The 24708-nt window shown below is 46.9% G+C and carries 19 protein-coding genes and 1 pseudogene; 14 read left to right on the top strand and 6 right to left on the bottom strand.

What is annotated here, in order from left to right; all coding sequences use genetic code 11:
* Nucleotides 1-34: 34 nt before the first annotated feature.
* The 6 genes from WH46_RS17980 (at nt 35) to WH46_RS17955 (ending at nt 6185) form a co-directional block, all read left to right on the top strand.
* A complete protein-coding gene (locus WH46_RS17980) occupies nt 35-805 on the top strand; it encodes an amino acid ABC transporter permease (RefSeq protein ID WP_046227809.1) in 771 nt (256 codons plus the stop codon).
* Nucleotides 802-1512, top strand: a complete 711-nt coding sequence (locus tag WH46_RS17975) for an amino acid ABC transporter permease (protein WP_046227808.1) — start codon at nt 802-804, stop codon at nt 1510-1512. The genes WH46_RS17980 and WH46_RS17975 overlap by 4 nt, the downstream gene beginning before the upstream one ends.
* Nucleotides 1509-2261, top strand: coding sequence for an amino acid ABC transporter ATP-binding protein (locus WH46_RS17970; RefSeq protein ID WP_046227807.1), 753 nt, complete (start codon nt 1509-1511; stop codon nt 2259-2261). Before WH46_RS17975 ends, WH46_RS17970 begins: the two co-directional genes overlap by 4 nt.
* Nucleotides 2262-2364: 103 nt before the next feature.
* Nucleotides 2365-3435, top strand: a complete 1071-nt coding sequence (locus tag WH46_RS17965; RefSeq protein ID WP_046227806.1) for an LLM class flavin-dependent oxidoreductase — start codon at nt 2365-2367, stop codon at nt 3433-3435.
* A 144-nt stretch (nt 3436-3579) separates the two neighbouring features.
* Nucleotides 3580-4749, top strand: coding sequence for an amidohydrolase (locus WH46_RS17960; RefSeq protein ID WP_046227805.1), 1170 nt, complete (start codon nt 3580-3582; stop codon nt 4747-4749).
* Between the two features lie 194 nt (nt 4750-4943).
* Nucleotides 4944-6185 (top strand): aminotransferase-like domain-containing protein, encoded by a 1242-nt coding sequence (locus WH46_RS17955; RefSeq protein ID WP_046227804.1) that lies wholly within the window; start codon nt 4944-4946, stop codon nt 6183-6185.
* 149 nt (nt 6186-6334) lie between these two features.
* Here the strand turns inward: WH46_RS17955 and trhO are convergent, their stop codons facing one another.
* Nucleotides 6335-7228 (bottom strand): oxygen-dependent tRNA uridine(34) hydroxylase TrhO, encoded by an 894-nt coding sequence (gene trhO, locus WH46_RS17950; protein ID WP_046227803.1) that lies wholly within the window; start codon nt 7226-7228, stop codon nt 6335-6337.
* Nucleotides 7229-7426: 198 nt separating this feature from the next.
* Between trhO and WH46_RS17945 the strand changes: the two genes are divergently transcribed.
* Nucleotides 7427-8449: a UDP-N-acetylmuramate dehydrogenase gene (locus WH46_RS17945; protein WP_046227802.1), complete on the top strand. Its 1023-nt coding sequence runs from the start codon at nt 7427-7429 to the stop codon at nt 8447-8449.
* A gap of 242 nt (nt 8450-8691) precedes the next feature.
* On the opposite strand, the gene rsgA is transcribed toward WH46_RS17945, so the two are convergent.
* Entirely contained in the window at nt 8692-9756 is a 1065-nt protein-coding gene (rsgA, locus tag WH46_RS17940) for a ribosome small subunit-dependent GTPase A (protein ID WP_046227801.1), read from the bottom strand.
* 446 nt (nt 9757-10202) lie between these two features.
* On the opposite strand from rsgA, the gene WH46_RS17935 reads away from it, so the two are divergent.
* Nucleotides 10203-12557, top strand: a complete 2355-nt coding sequence (locus tag WH46_RS17935; RefSeq protein WP_046227800.1) for an AraC family transcriptional regulator — start codon at nt 10203-10205, stop codon at nt 12555-12557.
* Between the two features lie 206 nt (nt 12558-12763).
* On the opposite strand, the gene WH46_RS17930 is transcribed toward WH46_RS17935, so the two are convergent.
* Genes WH46_RS17930 through WH46_RS17920 form a run of 3 tightly spaced genes read right to left on the bottom strand, consistent with a single transcriptional unit; the run spans nt 12764 to nt 16401 of the window.
* On the bottom strand, nt 12764-14419 hold the full coding sequence (locus tag WH46_RS17930) for a type 2 periplasmic-binding domain-containing protein (protein ID WP_017812103.1): 1656 nt from the start codon (nt 14417-14419) through the stop codon (nt 12764-12766).
* A gap of 58 nt (nt 14420-14477) precedes the next feature.
* On the bottom strand, nt 14478-15389 hold the full coding sequence (locus WH46_RS17925) for a carbohydrate ABC transporter permease (RefSeq protein ID WP_017812104.1): 912 nt from the start codon (nt 15387-15389) through the stop codon (nt 14478-14480).
* A gap of 40 nt (nt 15390-15429) precedes the next feature.
* Nucleotides 15430-16401 (bottom strand): ABC transporter permease, encoded by a 972-nt coding sequence (locus WH46_RS17920; protein ID WP_017812105.1) that lies wholly within the window; start codon nt 16399-16401, stop codon nt 15430-15432.
* Between the two features lie 558 nt (nt 16402-16959).
* On the opposite strand from WH46_RS17920, the gene WH46_RS17915 reads away from it, so the two are divergent.
* The 4 genes from WH46_RS17915 to WH46_RS17900 all read left to right on the top strand — a co-directional run bounded on the left by WH46_RS17915 (nt 16960) and on the right by WH46_RS17900 (nt 21357).
* The gene (locus WH46_RS17915; RefSeq protein ID WP_046228087.1) at nt 16960-17475 is read left to right on the top strand and encodes a general stress protein; all 516 of its coding nucleotides are present in this window, start codon (nt 16960-16962) and stop codon (nt 17473-17475) included.
* 135 nt (nt 17476-17610) lie between these two features.
* Entirely contained in the window at nt 17611-18822 is a 1212-nt protein-coding gene (locus WH46_RS23690; RefSeq protein WP_017812107.1) for a YsnF/AvaK domain-containing protein, read from the top strand.
* A 470-nt stretch (nt 18823-19292) separates the two neighbouring features.
* Nucleotides 19293-20216: a PLP-dependent cysteine synthase family protein gene (locus WH46_RS17905; RefSeq protein WP_017812108.1), complete on the top strand. Its 924-nt coding sequence runs from the start codon at nt 19293-19295 to the stop codon at nt 20214-20216.
* A gap of 4 nt (nt 20217-20220) precedes the next feature.
* Nucleotides 20221-21357, top strand: a complete 1137-nt coding sequence (locus WH46_RS17900) for a bifunctional cystathionine gamma-lyase/homocysteine desulfhydrase (RefSeq protein ID WP_017812109.1) — start codon at nt 20221-20223, stop codon at nt 21355-21357.
* Nucleotides 21358-21463: 106 nt separating this feature from the next.
* Here WH46_RS17900 and WH46_RS17895 read toward each other — a convergent pair whose 3' ends face one another.
* Complete coding sequence (locus WH46_RS17895; RefSeq protein WP_017812110.1) at nt 21464-21883, bottom strand: hypothetical protein; 420 nt, start codon at nt 21881-21883, stop codon at nt 21464-21466.
* Between the two features lie 221 nt (nt 21884-22104).
* Here WH46_RS17895 and WH46_RS17890 point away from each other — a divergent pair.
* Together WH46_RS17890 and WH46_RS17885 are read left to right on the top strand one after the other, a co-directional pair.
* A pseudogene (locus WH46_RS17890) lies at nt 22105-22833 on the top strand (ABC transporter ATP-binding protein); the annotation flags it as partial.
* Nucleotides 22834-22874: 41 nt separating this feature from the next.
* Nucleotides 22875-24389, top strand: coding sequence for an ABC transporter permease/substrate-binding protein (locus tag WH46_RS17885; protein ID WP_046227798.1), 1515 nt, complete (start codon nt 22875-22877; stop codon nt 24387-24389).
* Nucleotides 24390-24708: the final 319 nt, after the last annotated feature.

The raw sequence follows: 24708 nt of genomic DNA, 5'->3' as shown, positions 1-24708 counted from the left end.
TGTATCTTATTCTGACCAAGGAGGCGAGCACACTGTGAGCAGACGATTTGATATTCAATATGTATTTGAATTTATTCCGAAACTACTGGCCTATCTGAATATAACACTGCTCATCGTGGGCAGCTCGATTGTGCTGGGCCTGCTGATTGGATTGATTGTGGCACTGCCGAGACTGTATAACACTCCTGTACTGAAACGGCTCTCCCAGCTGTATGTTTCCTTTTTTCGGGGAACACCGATTCTGATTCAGCTGTTTCTCGTCTATTACGGGCTACCTGAAGTGCTGGGCTGGATTCATATCGATGTATCCCGGCTGGCCGTGTTGTACTTTGTAATTGCTACCTATGCGCTGAACAGCGGAGCATTCATCTCGGAGATGATCCGTGCCTCGGTAGCTGCTGTGGACAGAGGACAGATCGAAGCAGCACATTCGATCGGGATGAGCGGCTATCAGACCTTTACCCGGGTTATTGCACCACAGGCACTGGGAATCTCGATACCGCTGTTTGGTAATCTGGTAATCGGCAATCTCAAGGATACTTCACTGGCTTTTACACTGGGAGTGATGGAGATGACCGGTCGATCACAGACGCTTGGTACAGCTACCCAGCATTTTATCGAGACCTATATTGCGCTATCACTAATTTATTTTGTAATCAGCTTTGGATTGGAAAAGGGATTTCAGTGGATGGAGCGTTATGTGAACCGTTTTGACGGACATCGGAGCGAACAGATGCTCAGAGCAAGCTGGCGCCGTCCGCTGCGGGCGGTTCCACTACTTGGCAAAGGAGGTAAAAGCGGATGAATCTGGACCCTTCATTTATCTGGACTGCAGGACTTAGCCTGCTGCAGGCACTGCCGGAGACGCTGTGGATTACGTTTGTCTCGGTAGCAGCCGGACTGGTCATTGGTACGGCAGTAGCATTGTGCCGGATGTACCATATTCCGGTGCTGTCCCAGCTCTCGGCAGGTTATGTGGCTTTTGTCCGGGGTACACCGATGCTGATGCATCTACTGTTGATTTATTTTGGATTGCCGGTGTTGATCGATGGGATCTCGTCCGCAATGGGCTGGAGTTTTACATCTGCTTCGATTCCACTGATCGGCTTTGTATGGATTGCCTTTTCGATAACGGCGGGAGCCTACATGTCCGAAGTCGTACGGGCAGGCATTCAGGCAGTAGACAAAGGACAGGTGGAGGCTGCGCAGTCTATCGGAATGACTACAATACAGACCCTGCGGCGAATTATTTTACCACAGGCACTGTCCGTCAGCCTGCCAAACCTGTCTAATTCTGTAATCGGTATGCTGCATGGATCAACTCTGGCATATACGATATCGGTTGTAGAAATTAATGCCCGGGCACAGATCGTTGCGGCAGACAATTGGAAATACTTTGAGGCCTATATAGCGGCAGCGATTCTGTTCTGGGTGCTAACGATCCTGATCGAATGGATCAGCGGATGGCTGGAGTACAGACTGAACGCCTATCAGCGAGGAGGCGCTTTATGATTCAACTTAGCGGATTATCCAAAACATTCGGTACCCAGCAGGTACTGAAAGAAATCGATCTGACGGTCGACAAGGGAGAAGTCGTCGTTATTCTTGGGCCGAGCGGTTCGGGCAAAACAACGATGCTGCGCTGCATCAATTATCTGGAGCGTCCGGATGCCGGAGAAGTGAGGATCGGTCATCTTGCCGTTCAGGGAAAACATCCATCCCGCCGCGATATACATCAACTGCGCCAGCGTACTGCGATGGTATTTCAGCAGTACAATCTGTTCAAGCATCGGACAGCGCTGGAAAATGTAATGGAAGGATTGACAGTCGTGCAGCGAATTCCCCGCTCCGAAGCACGGGAGATCAGCGCACGTATGCTGGAAAAGGTAGGGCTTGGCAGCAAACTGGATCATTATCCAGGCCAACTATCGGGTGGTCAGCAGCAGCGGGTAGGTATAGCACGGGCACTGGCATTGAATCCGGAAGTGATTCTGTTCGATGAGCCCACCTCTGCCCTTGACCCGGAACTCGTTGGAGAAGTGTTGGAAGTGATCCGCAGGATTGCCCGTGAAGGGATTACGATGATTGTAGTCACCCATGAAATGGGCTTTGCCCGTGATGTGGCAAACCGTGTGGTCTTTATGGATGGAGGCATTATCGTGGAAGAGGGGCAGCCAGAAGAGATTTTTCAGCGTCCCCGGGAAGAGCGGACGCGCCAGTTTCTCCAGCGGATCATGCCTGAGCCCAATTATTCGATTTAATGTAATGGCTGTAAGGAAATCTCCGATTACGATTCTGCATTTGGACATAGACATATCTGCATGCAACAACACATACAGGGATAAAAATAAAGGAGGTCATGGGATGATACCTGTCGGAATATTGGATCAGACGCCCACATATGAACAGGAAGGTGCAGAAATTTCATTTCAGCGAACAGTAGAGCTGGCACAACTGGCAGAAAGGCTCGGTTATCGCCGATTCTGGGTGTCGGAGCATCATGATTCTTCGAATGTATCCGGTTCTTCACCGGAAGTGCTGATATCGTATTTGATGGCACATACCCAAAAAATCAAGCTTGGTTCGGGAGGCGTAATGCTTCAGCATTATAGTCCCTACAAAGTAGCCGAGAACTTCAATGTTCTGGCGGCACTCGCTCCAGGCCGCGTCGAACTCGGGATTGGACGTGCACCAGGCGGTCTGCCCAGATCTACACGGGCTTTGCAGGGTGAAGCGGCTGCCTTGCAACCTCCGCTTGATGTGAAATTACAGGAACTGCGCCAGTATTTGTATCATCGTGTGCCTGTTGATCATCCGCTAGCCGGTATTCAGGCGAGCCCGCGTCCGCAGCAGCCCGCCGATCTGTTCGCGCTTGGAGCGAGTCCGGATAGCGCACAGCTGGCCGCACGTCTGGGTCTGCCTTATGTATTTTCCCTATTTATCAATAGTGATGAACAGGTTGCTCTGCAGGCACTGCATAGTTATCGGGAGAACTTTATTCCTTCTGAAGAACTGCGAGAGCCTCATGCTATTCTGGCATTATCTGTTATTACTGCAGAGACCGAGCAGGAAGCTGACCAGCTGGCGGGTGAAAATCTGTCTGTCAAAATTCATCTGGAGAGCGGCCGTGTACTGACGGTTGCCACCATCGAACAGGCTGAAGAGTTTGGCAGACAGTCCCTGGAAAAATACCGAATCGAAGTCAAAGAAGCCAAAGTAGTAAAAGGCTCACCGTCATCGGTCTATAAGCAGCTCGCAGATATTCGTCTGCGTTATGGTGTCCAGGAATTTATTGTGCATACGGTGATCCGTGATTTTGCCAAACGTATTCGTTCTTTTGAACTGCTGCAGGAGGCATTTGTACAGTATGAATATGATAGTCCCGAAGCTGCCGCCGTTCTGAGTGGTTCATCTGTTCAGCAGCACCATTTATAACCCCTAACAGGGCATTAGGATAATAGAATGCATATAAATAATAGATGAATAGCATATAATGCCGTTGTTTGCCGTGAATGATTGGCACAGTGCTTGATTCGAGAATAGACAAAGAAAGCCAGACTAAAACAAAGGAGGCAACTGATGGATTCAGTCACAGCACTACAGGAACAGCTGGTAGCCATACGCCGCCATCTGCATCGTTATCCGGAATTATCCGGTGAAGAGTGGGAGACTACCCGTTATATTCGTGAACAGCTGGAAGCGGCAGAGATTCGGATTCTGCCTGCTGCCGGCCTGGCTACCGGTATTATCGCTGAAATTGGTCATTCCGGCCCGGTGATTGCCCTGCGGGCAGACATTGATGCACTACCGGTACAGGAGCAGACCGATCTGCCATATGCATCTACGATTGCAGGGAAGATGCATGCCTGCGGGCATGACTTTCACAGTGCTGCTCTGCTTGGTGCCGCCTATTTGCTCAAAAAGAAGGAAGACATATTGCCCGGCAGAGTAAGACTTATTTTTCAACCTGCAGAAGAAAAAGCCAAGGGAGCGCGTCAGATTATCGATAATAGAGGGCTGGAAGATGTGCAGGTCATCTATGGACTGCATAACAAGCCCGATCTGCCGGTGGGCACCATCGGTATCAAAGACGGTCCGTTAATGGCAGCAGCAGATGGATTCCGTATTCGTATCCATGGTCAATCGACACATGCGGCAGTACCGGAGGCGGGAATAGATCCAATTGTAGTCTCTGCTCATATTATTACTGCACTGCAGTCAATCATCAGCCGGAATATCAGCGCCCAGGAGAGTGCAGTGGTTAGTGTAACCCGGTTGCACAGTGGTCATACCTGGAATGTCATTCCCGAGCAGGCAGAGCTGGAAGGCACGATTCGTACTTTTGACGAATCGGTACGTCGCGAAGTTCTGGAGCGGTTTAGCCGTATTATTGAGCATATAGCAGCAGCTTATGGAGCCAAAGCGGATATACAGATGCTCGCCGGACCACCGCCTGTTCATAATGACAAAGAGTGGACAGAGGCTGCCCGCCGTTCTGCCCGTCAGCTGGGTCTGAATGTTATTGTGCCAACCGTATCACCGGCAAGCGAAGATTTTTCCTTTTATCAACAGCAGGTTGCGGGTGTATTCCTGTTTGTGGGTACCTCGGGTCCGCAGGAATGGCATCATCCCGCTTTTGACGTGGATGAAGAGGCGCTCGGTCATACCGCTGCTTTACTGGCTGAGACCGCACAGTCTGCAATGCAGCAGTGGCATGAGACAGCTAGTACAGCGATTCCGGCAAAATAGCATTATTATGAGCACAACATTTCGCAACGAGCAGAAGAGATGGCAGCAAGTAAGCAGATACTCACCCGTGTAAAGAACTGTCTGATTCGTAAAGAGGTGCTGTATCCGTCATCATTGAAAAAGGTAGCTCTGGTAAATCAACGATGATAGAGACAGCATGCCTACAGATAGGTCTATCTAAAGGAGGTTCCGATATGAATACAGTTCAACAGGTGCCGGATCTGTCCCGTTTATCCAGTCGTATTCCGGCAGCGCCGTCTATTGGCAGTACGACGGTAAGCCAGCCGGATCATATCCATTTATCATTTGGTTTTGCAGCAGACTCTTTATTTCCACTGGAGGTATTGGAGCAGTCTGCCCTGCAGGCGATTCGTCAAGATGGAACGCGTGCTCTGCAGTATTCGGGAGCACCGGGGCCTCGTTATATATTGGACTGGATTCAGCGCCGGGCCGCTTCTCATGGTATTCAAGCCGGGACAGCGCAAATACTGGTCACCAACGGTGCTACGCAGGGAATAGCATTGGCCGCACAGCTGTTGCTGGAACCAGGGGACGAGGTATGGGTAGAAGCTCCGACTTTTTTCAGTGCTCTGCAGGCATTTCGCCTGTGCGGAGCTTCGATCCAGGCTTTCCCCATAGATGGAGACGGGGTGCAGGTAGACAAGCTGGAGCAAGCATTGATCGGAGCTGTTCGTGAAGGAAGAGCATTACCGAAGCTGTTCTATACAATGCCTGTCTACCATAACCCTGGCGGAGTGACGCTATCGCTTCTCCGAAGACAGCAGCTGGCGGATCTTGCTCGTAAATACAACTTTTATATTGTGGAAGATGATGCGTATGCCGAACTGAATTTTACCGGGCAGACCTATACTACCCTGTATGAGTTGGCACCGGAGCGTACGATTTATTTGAATACCTTTTCCAAGATTATTGCTCCCGGTATTCGGTTGGGCTGGATGATTGCCCATCCTCTGCTGGTATCGAGGCTGCGCATTCTGATGCTGGGCAGCAGTACAGCCGTGTTTACCCAGGAGATTGTCGCTCATCTGCTGGATCAGCTTGATTTTGAACAGCATCGTGAGCAGTTGATTCGGCATTACCGGAGTCAGCGCGACAGTATGGTGGCAGCCATCCGCTCGGAGCTGGGAGATCAGGTGAGCTTTGCACTGCCAGAGGGCGGATTTTTCTTGTGGCTGACTTTTCCAGACACCGTAAATACAGCAGAAATGCAGCCTATCGCGGAGCAGCACGGAGTAAGTTATGTAGCCGGAAGTCACTTTTATCATGATCATAGCGGACACAATCATCTGCGACTATGCTTCAGTTATTGTACGGAAGAGCGCCTGGTAGAAGGCATCTCCCATCTGGCAGCTGCTTATCGAGAATATCAGGAAGAGCAGCTGCATCAAGGTGCGGATATTCCTATGAGGTACTGATGACAGCTTATGAACAGAAATAGTATGCAAAAAGAGGAACAAACTCCACCTGTTAGCAGGGAGCTTGTTCCTCTTTGATATGCGTGCTTATTCGTTATTGTTTACAGCTTGTTCCTTAGGATCATCTATCAATCAGGAATATCACCTGATTACTGAGCAGTCGCTGTCTGTACCTGTTCACGGCAGGCATCGGAGCAGAAGTGCTCATGTTCGTCTTCACAGCTATCGCAGACGATATGCTGCAGATTGCAGACCGGACAGTTGATATAATGGTCGGTTGGCTCTTCACAGTGATAGCACTTGCCTACGATTACGTCTTCCTCGGTATGGTTGATCGGTACCGAGATGCGCTCATCAAATACATAGCATTTGCCATCAAACAGACGGCCCTGTACTTCAGGGTCTTTGCTGTAAGTGACGATACCGCCATCCAATTGAGCCACATCATTAAAGCCTTCTTTCATCAGGAAGCCGGACAGCTTCTCACAGCGTACACCACCTGTGCAGTACGTGAGGATCTTTTTGTCCTTGTACTCGCTCAGGTTCTCGCGAATCCATTCCGGGAATTCACGGGAAGATTCAACACCCGGACGAATGGCACCGCGGAAATGACCGATATCGTACTCGTAGTCATTGCGTCCGTCGATAACAATAACATCTTCCTGCTGCAGCTGCTCGTAGAATTCTTTGGGCGAGAGATGCTTGCCGGTTAGTTCATTCGGATTGACATCGTCTTCGAGGCGGAAAGTGACTAGTTCCTTTTTGTGGCGTACAAACATTTTCTTGAAGGCATGACCTTCGGATTCATCAATTTTGAAGACCATATCGGCAAAACGGGCATCTGCACGCAGATCGTTCATGTACTGTTCGGTCTGCTCCCATGTACCGGAGAGTGTACCGTTAATACCTTCCGGAGCAATCAGAATGCGGCCTTTGATCCCGAGATCTTTGCAGTATTTTAAATGTTCAGCAGTTAGTGTCTCGGCATCATCAATATTGACAAATTTATAAAACAGTAAAATCCGGTAAGGATCGTTGGACATATTCATCACCTATTATCTTATTAAAATTATCGCAATTTAAAATTTTACGCCTCTTCACATCCTTAGTCAATGAATATGTATAAAAAGATGGCGAAAATGAGAAAAATATTATTTTTTTATGCTTGGGTTTTCAGTAAATGCTATCTATAATAGATAAGATGTCAATTAATGAATGCCAGCGCAAGCAGAGGAGTTACGATGAATTTGAATACATTACATTTTGATAAGTTATGCAGCATGAATGCAAGTCTGGCTCCATATTCAACTTATGAAATTGGAGGGACAGCCAGACATCTGGCTGAGCCTGCGACCACCGAAGAGATTATCGCTCTGCTGGAAGGCAGTCAGCATAAAGGGCTGGATGTAAAATGGTTCGGCATGGGGTCGAATATTCTGTTTCCGGATCAGCCGCAGGACGATACCCTTTTCCTATCGATGAAAAAACATGTAGAATTGAAATTCTCCGAAGGCAAGCTATTCGTCTCGGCAGGTGTGCCGATGACCTGGCTGGCGCTGATCGGAGTCTATACGGGAATACAGGGCATGGAGTTTACGTACCTGCTGCCAGGCACAATGGGCGCAGGTATTTATATGAATGCCAAATATTTTAACCATGAGATCAGTGATTTGCTGGATAAAGTATATTACATCGATGCGCAGCATCCGGAGCGCGGTCTGCAGACCATTGGAGTTGCCGAGTGTAACTATGCTTACAAGCAATCCATTTTCCAGCAGAATCCATGGATTATTGTAGGCGCAGATCTGAATATTGGGGAGTATATGCTTCCGGATCAGCCTGCCTGGGAAGCGATTATGCGTGAGATGGTAACAGCGAGCACGGCGTCTTCCAGTCTGCCGCAGTATTTCCAGTATTACCGAAACTGGATTCCACGTCTGGAGGAACAGGGGTACGAGGTTCCGGACATGTTCGGAATCGTGATCGAAGATCGTGGAGGCAAGCGGCATTTTGATTATGCCTGCTGTGGATCGGTCTTCAAAAATAATTATGACTTTGGTCAGCCCACTGGTAAGCTGGTTGATCAGCTCGGTCTGCGTGGCACGATCCATGGACAGGCACGCATCTCGCCATATCACGGCAACTTCATACAGAATACCGGCGGAGCCACAGCCTCGGATATTCTGTATCTGATCCAGATGGTGCAGGATTCGATCAACAACCGGTTTGGTTTTGTACCGGAGCCGGAAGTTGTGATTTTGTAATAGTGAGCAAGGAGTTCATAGAATCTGCCATGTAAAAATACAAAGTAAATGTAACAGTAAAAAATGCTGCTTACACATTACCTGTAAATGCATAACCATGTAATATGGATTTCATTATAAAAAGCCGCTGACCGGGTTGAAAGAGTCAGCGGCTTTTTAGTTATTTATTTTGGAGTTGTTTATTTTTGGAATTGTTGATTTTATAAGTGCCCTAGCCATCTTAATACCAACTGCGGCAGAGATTATACTTTTTTCTTTGGTTTGGCACGATGCTGCTTACTGATTGCTTTCCATTGCTGCTTATCTTGACGCATCAGCAGGATATTGTTTTTACGTTCATTATAAGCCAGCTCTTTACGAAGCTTTTCCCAATTGGCATAATGCTTGCGGGCAAGCGTTCCATTTTCGAGAGCATCCTGTACAGCGCAGTCAGGTTCATTATGATGAGAACAGTCCCCGAATCGGCAATGCTGAGCGATCTCTTCAATATCCTGGAACGTCTCTTCCAGACCTGCTGCAGCATTACCAATTCCGAGTGCTCGCATGCCCGGTGTATCAATCACAATAATCCCGCTTGGCAGCAGATGCATCTCCCGGTGGGTCGTAGTATGTCTGCCGCGTGCATCATCTTCACGAATTCCGCTGGTCTTCATACGCTCTTCACCAGCTAGTGCATTCACAAGAGAAGACTTGCCGACACCGGATGAACCGAGCAGCACAATCGTCTCTCCCGGTGAGAGCAAGCTGCGTAGTTCATCCAGTCCGGTACCACTGATACTGTCTACCGCAAATACCGGAACCCCAAAGGCTGCGGCATTCAGCTGATCCATATAGTAGGACAGCTTGTCGGACAAATCGGCTTTGGTCAGTACAATCACCGGAGTGGCGCCGCTATTCCAGGCGACGGTCAGATAGCGCTCCAGACGATTAATATTGAAGTCGTCATTGGCTGAATTAACGAGAAAGCAGTAATCAAAATTGGCAGCGACGACCTGAGGCGGCATGTCCGGGTCAGGATCATCGCGCAGAAAGATACTTTTGCGTTCCAGGACAGCATGGATAAGGGAAGTATCTGACGGATGACTCTCCAGCGCGACAAAGTCGCCGATCGCCGGCCAGTCGGTACGCATGGCATCTCGGAATGAGGAAGACTTGGTCTTGGCTAAATGTTCACCGTCAGCCGAGACGACGCGCATCACATGTTTGAATACAGCCGTGACACGGCCAGGAATAAGCTGTTCGGGCAGCTTCGATGCTGCGAATTGTGCAGCAAAAAAATCATTATATCCATAATCTTTTAAATTCAATGTAAGTTAGCTCCTTTAGTATACGGGAGCTCATGATCTGTTATCCGCTCACTACTCCCGATTTGAAGTTGGTCATATACGGCTTGTGGCTGCGAAAAAATTGATAAGTCACCATAATTCATCATCCTTTCTATTCGGGATTTCCCATTCAGTATAGCAGATATGGGAGAAAAAGGAACCCATACTTATTTCGGGGGATGTAAACACGATGTAAAGCAAAGGTGATCAAAAAGAACTATATTTGTCATAAATATGAAGTTAAGCCTTTTCAGATAGCGAAAATAAGCTACAATTGATGTATTCCTGCCGGGTATGTCGATATTTTGTAAATCAGGGATCACTTTATTATTTTCTATTCCGCCATTTCTGCGTTGTAACGAGTTTCATCATTCACTCATGTCCAGAGCGACATGTGTATAAGGCTGGTGCAGCCGAGGAGGAGACGGATGAAATTAAAACATAAAGGCTCACGTTTACTGCGAAGTTATGTAGTTTCCTACCTGTTAATCTTTTGGATTCCCCTCATTATAATTACGGTGCTGATTTACCATAGTGCAGTTAACAGCCTGCGCAGTGAAATTGAGCAATCAAATGTTAATCAGTTGAATCATGTACGCTCAACGATTGATGGACGAATGACAGAGCTGCGCGATATTGCTATTCGTATGAGCTATGATAATAATCTGACCCCTTATATGGTCAAACATCCGTATTACAGCAGCGAAGCGATCAAGACACTGGATCGTTACCGGGCGAACAGCTCGATTATTGATGATCTGTTTTTGTATTTTCATGATGATTCGGTCATTTACTCTTCACAGGGGCTAAGTAATCTGAATGTTGTCTTTGACAAAACGTATAAATTCGATGGCTGGAGTACAGACGCTATCCAGCGCGATCTGAACAAAATTCGTTATCCGATGACGCGTCCTGCCGAGCAGGTCAACGTGAATTCGCGTCCTTCTTCGATGCTGGTACATATGGTGCCGATCAAGCCGACGGATGCGTATCCTTATGCAACGGTCGTTTATTTGATTGATGAATCCCGGCTGACGGGGATGATGGATTCTATTCTGAGCGATTTCAAAGGAAATAGTTATATTTTTGATAATCATGGTCAGGTGCTGACATCCAACAATCATGATCAGGCTGTTCATGCCGATGAGCTGGGTACACTGGCGGGTCTTACACCGGGTATTCATAATATGGAATTGAATGGTAAGCAGCAGTCTGTAGTTGCCGTACATTCGGAGGAGAATGGCTGGACTTATATTACAACGATGCCGAGCGATCAGTTCTTCAGCCGGATTTTCCATGTACAGACACTGATTGTGCTGATATTTGCGATGATTGCTCTGGCAGGTATACCGGTGGCACTATTGCTGGCGAGACGTCAGTATGGTCCGCTGCGTGACCTGGTGGAATTTGCCCAATCCAATGACAAAGATTCATCTATTCAGCCATTGGTATCGGCTTCGCATAACGAATGGGCCTGGATTCGGCAGACGCTGCATGATTACCGGGATCGAATGGATTTGCAGGAGCCGTATGTACGCCATCAATGCCTGCTCATGCTGATGAAACACGGACAGCCCGAGGATACGGAGACACTGCGGCTGATTGATACGCTGGGTCTGCGCGCAGATGGGCAGCATTACTTTGTCATGATTATCTCGGGAGATTCGCTTGTGAACGATACCGTATCCCATTCGTCGGAGCAGCATCCCAATGTAGAGCTGCTGGATGAGATGCTCAGTCCGTATCCAAGCCTACCCGAGATTCTGGCTGAAGTAGAATTGGATGAGCTGCAGGCACATGTCTATGGCGTAGAGTACTCATCAAGCAACCGGTTGGCGCTGGCTGTGTGCTGGAAGCCTGGAGATGTTCAAGATGGTAATGCACGGATGACTGACATTGTCGAAGCAGTGCGCAGAATCGTATATGATCATTATCATGCGATGCCGACTGTAGGTGTCGGTACAAGCTATGCTCAGCTGACCGAGATCAATCAGTCCTTTATTGAGGCTGCGACAGCAATGGAGTACCGGGTAATCAGCGAGCAGGCGAGTGTAACGTACTTCTGTCAGCTGCATGAAGAGACAGGCAGCAGTGACAGTGAGCAGTACTGGATCAGTCCGGAATCGCTGCTCAAGCTGACCCAGAGTCTGAAGCAGGGCAATATACAAGTCGCTTCGCATATGATCCATAGTATTACTGCAAATGTGCATGATCGTTCGCTGGCATTGCCTCTGATGCGCTGTATATTATTCGATTTGCTGAATACGGTGCTGCGTGCAGCTTCGGAAGCTGGTCTGCTGAACAGTCTGCGTGATATGCCGCAATTATCGGGCTTTGATACCGCAGAGGAGCTGGAACATCGTCTGCAGCAGCTGGCGGTGCGGATCTGTGAGTGTGCCGAGCACAAGCAGGAGACGGAACAGGTCTCCATGATGGATCAGGTCGTCATTTATGTAAATGAACATTATTGCGATTATGCACTTAGTCTGGAAGGACTGGCACAGCAATTCTCAATCTCCAGTTCGTACCTTAGTCGTACATTCAAGGAGAAGACCGGACAGACATTCTCCCAGTATATCTGGCAGCTGCGCCGAGATGAGGTTATTCGTCAGATTACCCATACCGCTGATCCGCTCAAGGATATTATTGTGCGTGTCGGATATCTGGATACCGCCAACTTTATTCGCAAATTCAAAAAAGAAATGGGATGTACGCCAGGACAGTATCGCAAACTTCATTCTGAAGAAGATAGTAGCATCGACCGTGCGGATTCCATTTCCTGATCCAACTATATATGAATACGTTTACATTTTGATGGGATACACAAATAGACAATAAATAAACCGCCCTGGTATCATCAGGGCGGTTTATTTGATCGTATTGTGAGAGTAGTATGCTGCACTATAATATTGCCATTTTGGATGTAATATTTAATATCCGTGCTAGATAATAATGAAATAAAGCGAAGTGGTAAATCAAAAGAGTAGGTTTAGCTTGATTTCCAGCGATCGTATGCTGTCTGGTAAATCTCGATCATGCGATCACTGCCCATTTGCTTGACGGTAGCCAGATAGTTGTCCCAGCCGCTCAGAGGTTCCTGACCGGTAACAAACTTTGCTTCCATCTGCTGTACATACGTATCCATATCAGAGCGCAGACTGGAGATCTCGGCCTGTTCTTCCGGTGTCAGATACAGAATCGGGAATGGAGGCTGTGGATCGTATGCCAGAATTTTCTCTTCATTTTGCTTATCTACCCATACATCGAATTCTTCTTTTAGTCCTTTTTGCAGATCGGGACTCAGTAGGGTAGGAGCAGGCGTACCATAGTTCGGTGTAAGTGTACCGCGATAATCTTCGCGGCTATTGAATTTGTCGGGAAGAGGCAGCCACTTTTTGGTATGATCTTCGGCATTTACTGTTTTATACATCAGACCTTCCGGTCCTTTGTCAAACAGCATGGCTCCTTCATAACTGTACATATAATCTACCCAGCGGATCGAGGCTTCCGGTGCCGGATTGCTTTCGGTAATAGCAAATGAACCTGTAGATAATCCTGGATGAATAGCAACTGCCGGTTTGTCTACACTATCGCTCTTCACAGGGACGAACATTGGATCATTGGTTGTTGGTTCCCCGCCATGGGTAAAGTAGGCATGCCAGTCCTGGAACAATCCGACCTGATTATTGGCGCCTTTGGCTTTTTTCTGTTCGGGAGTCTGGGAGAATGTCTCGTGATCCAGCAGATTTTCTTTCCACAGACGGTTCATATACGTCAGGAATTCACGATAACCGTCTTCCGTACGGGCAAAGTGTACTTTACCGTTGGCATCGTTATAGATATCTTCGCCATAGATTCCCCATGCGCCCAGCAACCATGAACGGATATCGTCCAATTTGACCGAAACTAACGGAATTTCGTCTTTTTTGCCATTACCGTTTGGATCTTCATCACGGAAGCGAACCAGCAGGTCATACAGCTCTTCCGTCGTTTTTGGAAGTTTGTTGTGATCGATTTTCAGTGCATCCAGGAACTCGCCGTTATACCACATCGGGCTGCGATACCAGATACTCTGCTGATTGATTACCGGCAGGGAATAAATATGACCATCCGGTGTCGTGATCGATTTGCGGATTTCCGGGTTTTCGTCCAGGATTTTCTTCAGGTTGGGTGCATAATTGTCAATCAGGCCTTCCAGCGGCAGCAGAATACCCTGGCTTCCATAGTTGACTTCATCTGCTTGTGTTAAGGAAGACGCGTAGAAAATATCGGGATATTCACCACTGGCAAATGTCAGATTCTTTTTGGTCTCAAAACTTTCAAGTGGAGGATTATCGAACTGGAAAGAGATGCCGCTCTTTTTTTCCATTTCCTGAAAAGCAGGCATGTTTGCCCACTTTTGTACTCCTACATCAGGTCCCATCATTCGGAGCGTTACTTTTTCTTTGACAATCGGGAAGCCTTCTTTATTCACCTTGGCTGCGGATTCCTGACTGCCTGCCTTGGGTTCGGCAGAGTCCGAACAGCCTGCCAGCAGCGAAGCCCCGAGTACAAATGACAATACCAGCGCCGCTGCTTTGGGTGCTCTGAAGCGGGTCACTCCAGACTTTGACGCTTGGGAACGAGAAGATGTGGAATGAGTCATAATAATCCTCCTTTGAATTTGTAGATAGAATATATCTAGTCTTGCAGATTAGAAGCAATCAGCCTTTGACAGAACCAATCATGACGCCTTGTACAAAATAACGCTGCAAAAACGGATAGATGGCAATAATCGGCAGTGTGGAGATAATGATAACAGCATACTTCAGCAGAGCAGCTACGTCGGCCCGGGCATTCATCGCCATTGCCGTTTCGCCGCTGGTAGCGGTACCAATTCCACTGCTGTTCATTTCCTGCAGAACGAGAATCTGCCGCAGTACCATTTGCAGAGGATATTTGGCTTCATCATTCAGGTAGACCAGTGCATTGAAATAGCTGTTCCAGTGACCTACTCCGTAGAACAAAGCCATAACGGCGATAATTGGAGAGGAGAGTGGAATAACAATTTTCCAGAACAACCGCAGATTGGTACAGCCATCGATATGTGCTGCTTCCTGCAGTTCCTTGGGAAGCGTAGACTGGAAAAAAGTCCGCGCAACGATGATATTCCATACCGAAGCAGCTCCCGGCAGAATAAGCGCCCACATCGAATTGATTAATCCCAGTTCTTTGACCAGCAGGTAAGTCGGAATCAGACCGCCGCCAAAGAACATCGTAACCAGAAACATCCCCATAAAGAATCCGCGTCCTACGAAATCGGAACGACTGAGTGCATATGCTGCCGGGATCGTAACGAGCAGATTCACCAGCGTACCTACTACCGTGTATAGAATCGTATTGGCATAACCGCGCCAGATGGCCTGGTTCTCGAATACACGCTGGTATCCTTCAAAAGTAATGCCTTTGGGCAGCAGCCACATTTCACCGGAATTGACATAGGTAGGTGAACTGATCGATGCGCTGACAATGTATACCAATGGATACAATACACAGAGTAGAGCAATAGCCAGAAACAGATACGTGAATAGCAGGAAAATGCGGTCTGCTTTGCTTTCCTTGATAACAGCAGCCATGGTGAAATGCCTCCTTTATTCGGACATCAATGCCTCATCATTACCAGAGGCTGTTTTCACTTGTTTTCCGTGCGATCTGATTGACAGCGATCAGCAGAATAGCATTAATCACCGAGTTGAATAAACCCACTGCGGTAGAGAAGCTGTATTGTACATTCAGTAAACCTGTTCGATACACAAAAGTGTCAATAACATCGGATGAGCTCATATTCAGCGGATTTTGCAGCAGTAATATTTTCTCGAAACCGACACCGAGAATGCTGCCCACATTGAGGATCAGCAAAATGGTAATCGTCGGAATAATCGTTGGAATATTAATATGGATAATCCTGCGCCAGCGGCTCGCTCCATCCATTATTGCAGCTTCATGCAGCTGTGGATCAACCGCGGACAAGGCAGCCAGGTAAATAATTGTTCCCCAGCCTGTACTTTGCCATACGCCGGATAATACATACATCGTCTTAAACCATGCCGGGTCGGTCAAAAAGTTAGGCGCTGTAAAGCCAAGCCATTCAATAATATTGATAATGATACCGGTAGACGGAGACAGGAATGTGACGATAATACCGGCCATGACAACAACCGAGATGAAATGGGGAGCATAAGTTACGGTCTGAACTGTTCGTTTGAACCATCCATTTTTGATCTCGTTAAAAGCCAGCGCCAACAGAATGGGCAGCGGGAAACCTACGATCAGTTGGTAAAGGGAAATCGTCAGTGTATTACGAATCAGATCCCAGAAATAATAAGAGTTAAAAAAACGGATAAAATGATCGAATCCTACCCACGGACTCTCTGTAATACCTCGGGCAGGCATAAAGTTTTTGAAAGCAATCTGAATGCCGTACATCGGTCCATAATGAAAAATAAGGAAGTAGAGGAAGGCTGGAGCAATCAGCAGGTAAAGCTCCCAGTTACGCGAGATTCTTTTTCGTAGACTGTGTCGGCTGCTGCGTGCCGACGAATTGGAGACTCCATCGATCTTAACGGTATCTGCCATGGGTTTTGGCATTCTATTCCTCCTTTCTGGATTAAAAAGCATGAACAGGAATGCAGTGCATAAGAATTAGGTTTATACGTTGATTGAGATGTCCCCAGTGTAAAAAACGGTTAAGCAATCGTAAATATGTAGAATGTGCAATAGCTCTGTGCGTATGAAAGAGCACCAAAAATACGCAGACTTGCATCGAGACCGCCAGATAGTCCATTAGAAACATACGAAGCCATCCCTGTCTGGCAATATGTGAAATATGATGTCATATCAAGCTTATTCTATTCGTTCAGTATAGCCCATCTTAATAATGAAAACCCTTACATAATGAGGATTTTTAGATAATACAAAGAACATGTTAGTTGTATGCGTTTACACATGTTAGCTAAAAGGAAGGAATTATAAAAGGATCTACTTTATATTTTAAAAAATTAAAAATGAATAGAAGTCCCTTTCTAATAGCATTCTGGTAGGGATAACAATGACATATCGGTGAAGGATTTGAGGATGTCCGTTTAGCGGACCCTGTTTTGCGTCTAATAGAGAGTGGAGACAATAAATCGAATGAAGGTGAGCCTGATGAGTGACTATCATAATAAAGTGATGGAAAAAATCGTGGGCGTCTTCAGGAATGAACCACAGGCAGTCCAGACGATCCGTGAATTGAAAGCTGCGGGATTTGAAGAAAGAGATATCTCTGTACTGTCCAAAAATCCGGAAGACGCCAAAGCGATTGAGCGAGAGACCGGTGTCGATATTGAATATGAAAAAGAATCCAGTATGTCCGAGACGACTATTTTTGGCGGACTTGCAGGTATGGTGGCAGGGATCGGTACATTCGCTATTCCTGGTGTAGGTCCTATCCTGGCAGCCGGTCCGATTGTCGGTATGTTCACTGGTGCTTTATTCGGTGCAGGGGCTGGTGGATTGATTGGTGCATTAATAGGATATGGAATTTCGGAAGAGGAAGCCAACCACTACAATGATCAATTGGAGGAAGGTAACATCCTCGTTCTGGTCGCTGAAGCAACAGGGCGCACAGAAGAGATATACCGTGTATTCCGCGCCAATCATGCTGCAAACCTGTTTGACTGAAAATTATCACAAAAATGGAATTGGAAAACTTAACCTGTTTAGATTTATATCAGCTGGTTAAAAATAGAACAGGTTGAACGTAACATGTAAGAATCCAGAACAACTATTTATCTACTACCAAGGAGGATGAAATTTATGTTGAACAACCAAAACAATGAAAACAACCGTAATATGGACCTGAACAATGAGACTCGTAAAATCGTAGGTGTCTTTTCAAATGAGAGTGAAGCAAGTAATGCGATCCAGCAGTTGAAAGATGCAGGCTTCTCTACAGATGATATCTCCGTAGTCAGCAAAAATCGTAAAGACGTTAAACATATAAGTGAGGAAACAGGTACAAAGGCTCCTGAGGGTCTGGCTACTGGAGCAGCTACAGGCGGCGTGGTCGGCGGTGTAGCCGGATTGCTCGCTGGTCTGGGTCTTGCAGCTATTCCAGTATTCGGACCGATCATGGCAGCTGGTCCAATCGCCGTAACATTGGCAGGTGCAGCAGCGGGTGCAGGTGCAGGTGGTCTGGTAGGCGGTCTGATTGGTCTGGGTATTCCAGAAGATGAAGCTCGTGAATACGAAACTAACGTAAATGAAGGTAACATTCTGGTTATGGTAGACAGCGCAGCAGGCAACCGCTCCCGCATCTATGATATCTTCCGTGCCAACAATGCAACCAACAGTCGTTACTATGATAACGATACAACGATTCCGGATAACAGAGCTGCAGATACAACAGCCTCTACTACTGTAAACGGTGCGCCAGGAACATCCGCTACTGCTGCAACAGCAGCTAATATGGACGGCGTGTTCGATTCCGGTGAAGACGAGCAGAATCTGCGTCTTCGCGAAGAACGCCTGGATGTAAGCAAAAATGAAGTTCGTACAGGCGAAGTAGAAATCCGTAAAGAAGTAGTAGAAGAGCAAAAAACAATCAATGTTCCGGTTAATCACGAGGAAGTTGTGATTGAACGCCGAGCAATTAATAATGAAGTAACGAATGAGCCAGTAGGCCAAAGCGAGCAAATCCGTATTCCTGTAAGTGAAGAGCAGGTGCATGTAGACAAGCACAACGTTGTAACTGGCGAAGTGGAAGTTCACAAACGCACTGTTCAGGACACAGAGCAAGTACAGGATACTGTAAAACGTGAAGAAGCTCGCATCAACCAGACGGGTCAGCCGATTGTAAGTGGTGACCAGACAACACGTACTACTGCTGGAACAACAGGCGTAACAGGTACAACTGGTGCAGCAGGTACTACAGGTCGTGTAGATAATACACACGATGAGTCTCTTAAAGAGCGCGGTAAAGATATGATTCAGGATGGCAAAGATGCGATCAACCGCATGAAACGATAATTCAATATACGGAATAGTTGTTTTAAATCTATTCAAGCAAGGTATCTATTACTGATCTGATATCGGATTTTTCCCGGAATTCAATGCAGAAATAGTATAGAACCCCATATCCCGCTGAGCTAATGTTCAGCGGGATATTTGCGTGTATAACGTTCAAAGTGTACAGAATAAAATAAAAAAAGCTGTATATTCCAGTGGATTTCTACAATAGAATATTCTCTACTGTTGCCAGGATTTTATCTTAATGGAATGCTATTATTGGTCTGTTCTCGTTCTTAATTCAAAAAGCAAAGAAACCCTTTGACGCTTTTGATAAACGGCAGTATACTCAAATTATCGTTTATATACAATTCCTATGAGTTTAATAGGATATAGTTATAAGTATGGACTGCATAGGCATATACATCATAGATACCATTACTTTTTTAATTTATTGACCACTGGTCTAAAAGAGGAGCAGGAGCCTGAATATGACTTTATACAATAATACAATGGAGCTGATTGGCAACACGCCGCTCGTAGAGATTAATGCGTATTCTCTGACTCGCGGTATTCGGTTATTCGCCAAACTTGAATTTATGAATCCGGGTGGCAGTGTCAAAGACCGGGTAGGACGGGCACTTGTCAAAGAAGCTTTGGAAAGCGGCAAGCTGAGACGCGGCGGTACGCTGGTCGAAGCAACAGCAGGCAATGCAGGAATCGGTCTTGCAATGGCAGCTATTCATGAAGGGATTCGTGTTGTTTTTGCGGTACCCGAGAAGTTCAGTATCGAGAAGCAAATCTTGATGAAAGCTCTGGGTGCAGAAATTGTGCATACGCCGACATCCCTTGGAATGCGTGGAGCAATAGAAAAAGCCAAAGAACTGGAACAGCAGATTCCGGATGCCTACTGTCCTGGACAATTCAGCAATCCCGCCAATCCGCAAGCTTACTACGAAACAATGGGACCCGAGATATGGCGAGATCTTAACGGTAAAGTGGATATATTCGTAGCAGGTGCAGGGTCTGGGGGTACCTTTATGGGAACTTCCCGCTATTTGAAAGAACAAAATCCAGAGCTCAAAACCGTTATCGTAGAGCCGGAAGGTTCTATCCTGAACGGTGGTCCTTCAGGTTCGCACAAAACGGAAGGGATCGGTATGGAGATGATTCCCGACTTTATCGACAAATCGTATTTTAATGCGATTCACACGATCAGTGATGAGGATGCATTCAACCGGGTGAGCGAACTGGCCCGATTGGAAGGGCTGTTAATTGGAAGTTCTGCCGGTTCGGCACTGCATGCAGCATTGCTCGAAGCAGAGCATGCTCCTGACGGAGCGCATATCGTTACCATTTTCCCGGACAGCAGTGAACGTTATCTGAGTAAGCACATTTACGAAGGAGGTATTTGATCTTATGAAACGCAAAACAAAATTAATCCACGGCGGTATTCCCGGCGATCCCCATACTGGTGCGGTAAGCGTACCTGTGTATCAGGTCAGCACCTACAAGCAGGAAAGTATCGGTGTTCATCAGGGCTATGAATATTCACGTACCGGTAATCCCACTCGTTATGCCCTAGAAGAGCTAATCAAAGATCTGGAAGAAGGCGAACGCGGTTTTGCTTTTGGGTCAGGAATGGCAGCGATTCATGCGGTATTCACTCTGTTCAACAGCGGAGATCATGTGCTGCTCACCGATGATGTATATGGTGGTACCTACCGTATTTTCACCAAGGTACTAAGCCGTCTGGGTCTGGAATCGACGTTTGTGGATACTACGGATGCCGAAGCAGTACGGGCAGCCATCCAGCCGAATACACGCGCTATCTATATTGAGACACCGACCAATCCACTACTCAAAGTAACCGATATTCGCGCAATGGCAGATATTGCTCATGAACATGAATTGCTGGTCATTGTAGATAATACCTTTGCAACGCCGTATTGGCAAAATCCATTGACACTGGGTGCGGATATTGTACTGCATTCAGCGACCAAGTATCTTGGCGGACACAGCGATCTGGTCGCTGGTCTTGCTGTCGTAAACAGTGCCAAGCTGGCAGACGAGCTGCATTTTATCCAAAATGCAGTAGGAGCTATTCTTGGTCCACAAGATTCCTGGCTGCTGATTCGAGGTATCAAAACATTAGGTCTGCGGATGGAAGCAATTGAACGCAATGCCCGGGAAATTGTGAAGTTCCTGGTGCAGCATGAAAAAGTAAATAAAGTACATTATCCTGGGTTGGAGCAGCATCCTCAGCATGAGCTGGCTTCGCGCCAAACCGAAGGTTATGGCGGTATCATTTCCTTTGATGTAGGCAGTAATGAAGCAGCCGAATTGCTCCTTAGCAAATTGCATTACTTTACACTGGCAGAGAGTCTGGGTGCTGTAGAGAGTCTGATTTCTGTACCGGCGCGCATGACCCATGCTTCGATTCCGGAAGAACGCCGCGCCGAGCTGGGAATAACCCCTGGACTGGTACGCATATCGATCGGTATCGAAGATGTGGAAGATCTGATCGAGGATCTTAGAGCAGCATTGGAAAATTAATAATATAGTAACAAATAGTAAAAAGAGTCCACTTCTATCTGAGTATTCAGAAGAAGTGGACTCTTTAACTTTTAAAAGGATTGAATTAAAAAATCAGTTTGGCAAATTATAAATAACTTAAGGTGAATGTACCGTTACTACCACCTGTACTCGAAGTTACACTAACAGAATAATTTCCTACCAGACTGTTATTGCTGACACGGAATGTATATGGGCTGCTACCGCTATAGGCTTGGTTAGCAACGACACTGCCAGTGTTGAGATCAGTTACTTTAAGATTGAACGTAGCATAGCGGGCAGGACTGACAGTAACGGCAAGTTCTCCACGCATAGGTACAACAACCGCATTACCGCCAACTGGATATGGACCCGACACTGCATTGATCGAAATAGAATCCTGTGAAGAGACGGCTGGGTTGTTTACTGTAACATCAGGTGATACAGAACTAGCGAAACCAGTAGGTGCTGCAGTGAGTGTGACAGCTAGTGACAGAGCGGACAATACTGCGATGTTTCGAATTTTCATAATTATGTCTCCTTTATGTTATATTTACAACCAGTTCTATATTAACATTTAATCCCATATAATTACAATAAAAGGTATTAAATTCATTAAATTTACAAATTATCTGGAGTTGAATTGTACGCAATACATCTATCATTTCTACTTTATCCTTCACTGGGTAAGTCACTTGCAGGTTGGGTAATAGCAAAGTAGCAGATAACAACGATTCAGGAGGTTGATGAATGATTACTTTTGAGCAGGTATCCAAGCGATATGAAGATGGTACGACAGCTGTGCAGCCGCTGGATCTTCATATTGAAAAAGGTGAATTTTTTGTGCTCGTTGGACCTAGTGGATGCGGCAAGACGACCACTCTTAAAATGATTAACCGGCTAATTGAACCGACCCAAGGCAGTATTTATGTAAATGGAACCGACCACAACACGATTCAAGTACATAAGCTTCGTCAACAAATTGGCTATGTTCTTCAGCAGATTGCATTATTTCCCCATATGACGGTTGAAGAAAATATTGCCGTAACGCCTGAGCTGCTGCACTGGGAAAGGGAAAAAACGTCCAAGCGTATCGATGAGCTACTGCATATGGTAGGCATGGACCCGGCCGTTTTCCGTAGTCGCCGTCCGGATGAGTTGTCTGGTGGACAGCAGCAGCGGATCGGCGTAATCCGTGCACTAGCAGCAGATCCACCAGTTATTCTGATGGATGAACCGTTCAGTGCACTGGATCCAATCGCGCGGGAACGTCTGCAAAATGACCTGCTCGAACTGCAGCAGACAATTCGCAAGACAATTGTATTTGTTACCCATGATATTCAGGAAGCGATCAAGCTGGGAGACCGGATTGCCGTAATGGATGGAGGGGCTATTGTACAGATTGATACACCTGAGCAGCTGTTGCAGCATCCTGCCAATTCTTTTGTGGAACAGTTTTTTCAGTCGGTGCGCCAGAACAGTATGCCGGCATACCCGACTTCCGGAAATGAGAGACCACTATGAATAATATTATGAATGTATTTCAAGAACGTCAGGATCAGCTCTGGCAGGCACTCACCGAGCATCTGGTAATTTCGTTTACCTCGCTACTGATTGCGCTGATTATTGCTATTCCATTGGGTATTTTTATAGCCCGTCATCTGAAAATATCCGAAGGCGTGCTGGGTGTAGCTGCTGTACTGCAGACGATTCCATCTCTTGCCCTGCTGGGACTTCTGATTCCGCTGCTGGGCATTGGTACTGTGCCAGCTGTTGTGGCTATCGTGATCTATGCGCTGCTGCCGATACTGCGCAATACGTATACCGGTATTCGCAAAGTCGATCCTTCTTTGCTTGAAGCGGCTGATGCGATGGGGATGACTCGCAGCCGCCGACTGTTCAAAGTCGAGCTGCCATTGGCAATGCCGGTTATTATGGCAGGTATTCGTACAGCAATGGTGCTTATTATCGGGACAACTACGCTGGCTGCACTGATCGGGGCGGGCGGATTAGGTGATATTATTTTGCTGGGAATTGATCGGAATGATACAGCATTGATCATACTGGGAGCTGTGCCCGCGGCACTCCTGGCAATTGTATTCGATCTGCTGCTGCGGATTATTGAGAAGACCTCATTCCGCCGTTCGATCTGGCTGATGTCAGCTGCTGTCGTCATTATTCTCGGATTTACTATTGTACCGCTGTTCAATCAATCCCAAAAAGATCTGGTGATTGCCGGCAAATTGGGTGCGGAACCCGAGATTCTGATCAATATGTATCAGGAATTGATCGAGCAGAATACAAATCTGACGGTCGAGCTGAAGCCTGGTCTTGGCAAGACATCTTTCCTGTTTAATGCGTTAAAAGGCGGCGATGTAGACATTTATCCGGAATTTACGGGTACTGCCATCTCGGAGTTCCTGCATGAAGATGCTGTCAGTACGGACAGTGCACAGGTCTATGAACAAGCGCAAAAAGGAATGCAGCAGCAATTTGCTATGCAGATGCTGCCGCCAATGAAGTATAACAATACCTATGCACTTGCTGTACCGGAAGCGTATGCCGAGCAGCATAATCTCAAGACGATCTCTGATCTCCGTAAAGTAGCATCCCAGATCAAAGTCGGATTCACCCGCGAATTTGCCGATCGTAACGATGGATATGTCGGTCTGGCGAAGCTTTACGGGTTCAAATTTGATAATTTGACTACCATGGAACCGAAACTGCGCTATAGTGCAGTTCAGTCGGGAGATATCCAGCTGATCGATGCGTATTCCACAGACAGTGAGCTTGCCCAGTATAAGCTGCGTGTACTGGAAGACGACAAAGGACTGTTCCCGCCTTATCAGGGAGCTCCGCTGATGCGCGCAGATACGTCGGCAGAGTATCCTGAAGTGACCGAAGCCCTGAACCAGCTATCCGGCCAAATCACAGATGATGAGATGCGCCAGATGAATTACCAGGTCAATGTCGAAGGCAAACCTGCCGCCGAAGTCGCACGTACCTACTTGCAACAAAAAGGATTATTAAAATAACGTTTCTCCTATATCTATTTGCTCACTCCCTATGCATAATTTGGCAGAGCAGAGCAGAGCAGAGCAGAGCAGAGCAGAGCAGAGCAGAGCAGAGCAGAGCAGAGCAGAGCAGAGCAGAGCAGAGCAGAGCAGAGCAGAGCAGAGCAGCAAAAAACCGGCGTTCTCCCACCAATCAGGGCGAACAGCCGGTTTTTCTTTGTTATCCTACCTCCACAAGCACTGAAAATGTCTCCACGCACGAAGCGCAGGCAAGGGAATAGGGCAAAGGACGACCTTTAAGCCTGGAGATCCCCATTACTTCCGCATAATAAAGGATCTC

The organism is Paenibacillus dauci, assembly GCF_000971985.1.
In the GTDB taxonomy this organism is placed as follows: domain Bacteria; phylum Bacillota; class Bacilli; order Paenibacillales; family Paenibacillaceae; genus Saccharibacillus; species Saccharibacillus dauci.
Note: the sequence above shows the minus strand (reverse complement) of the source record. Positions and strands in the feature narration are given on the sequence as shown.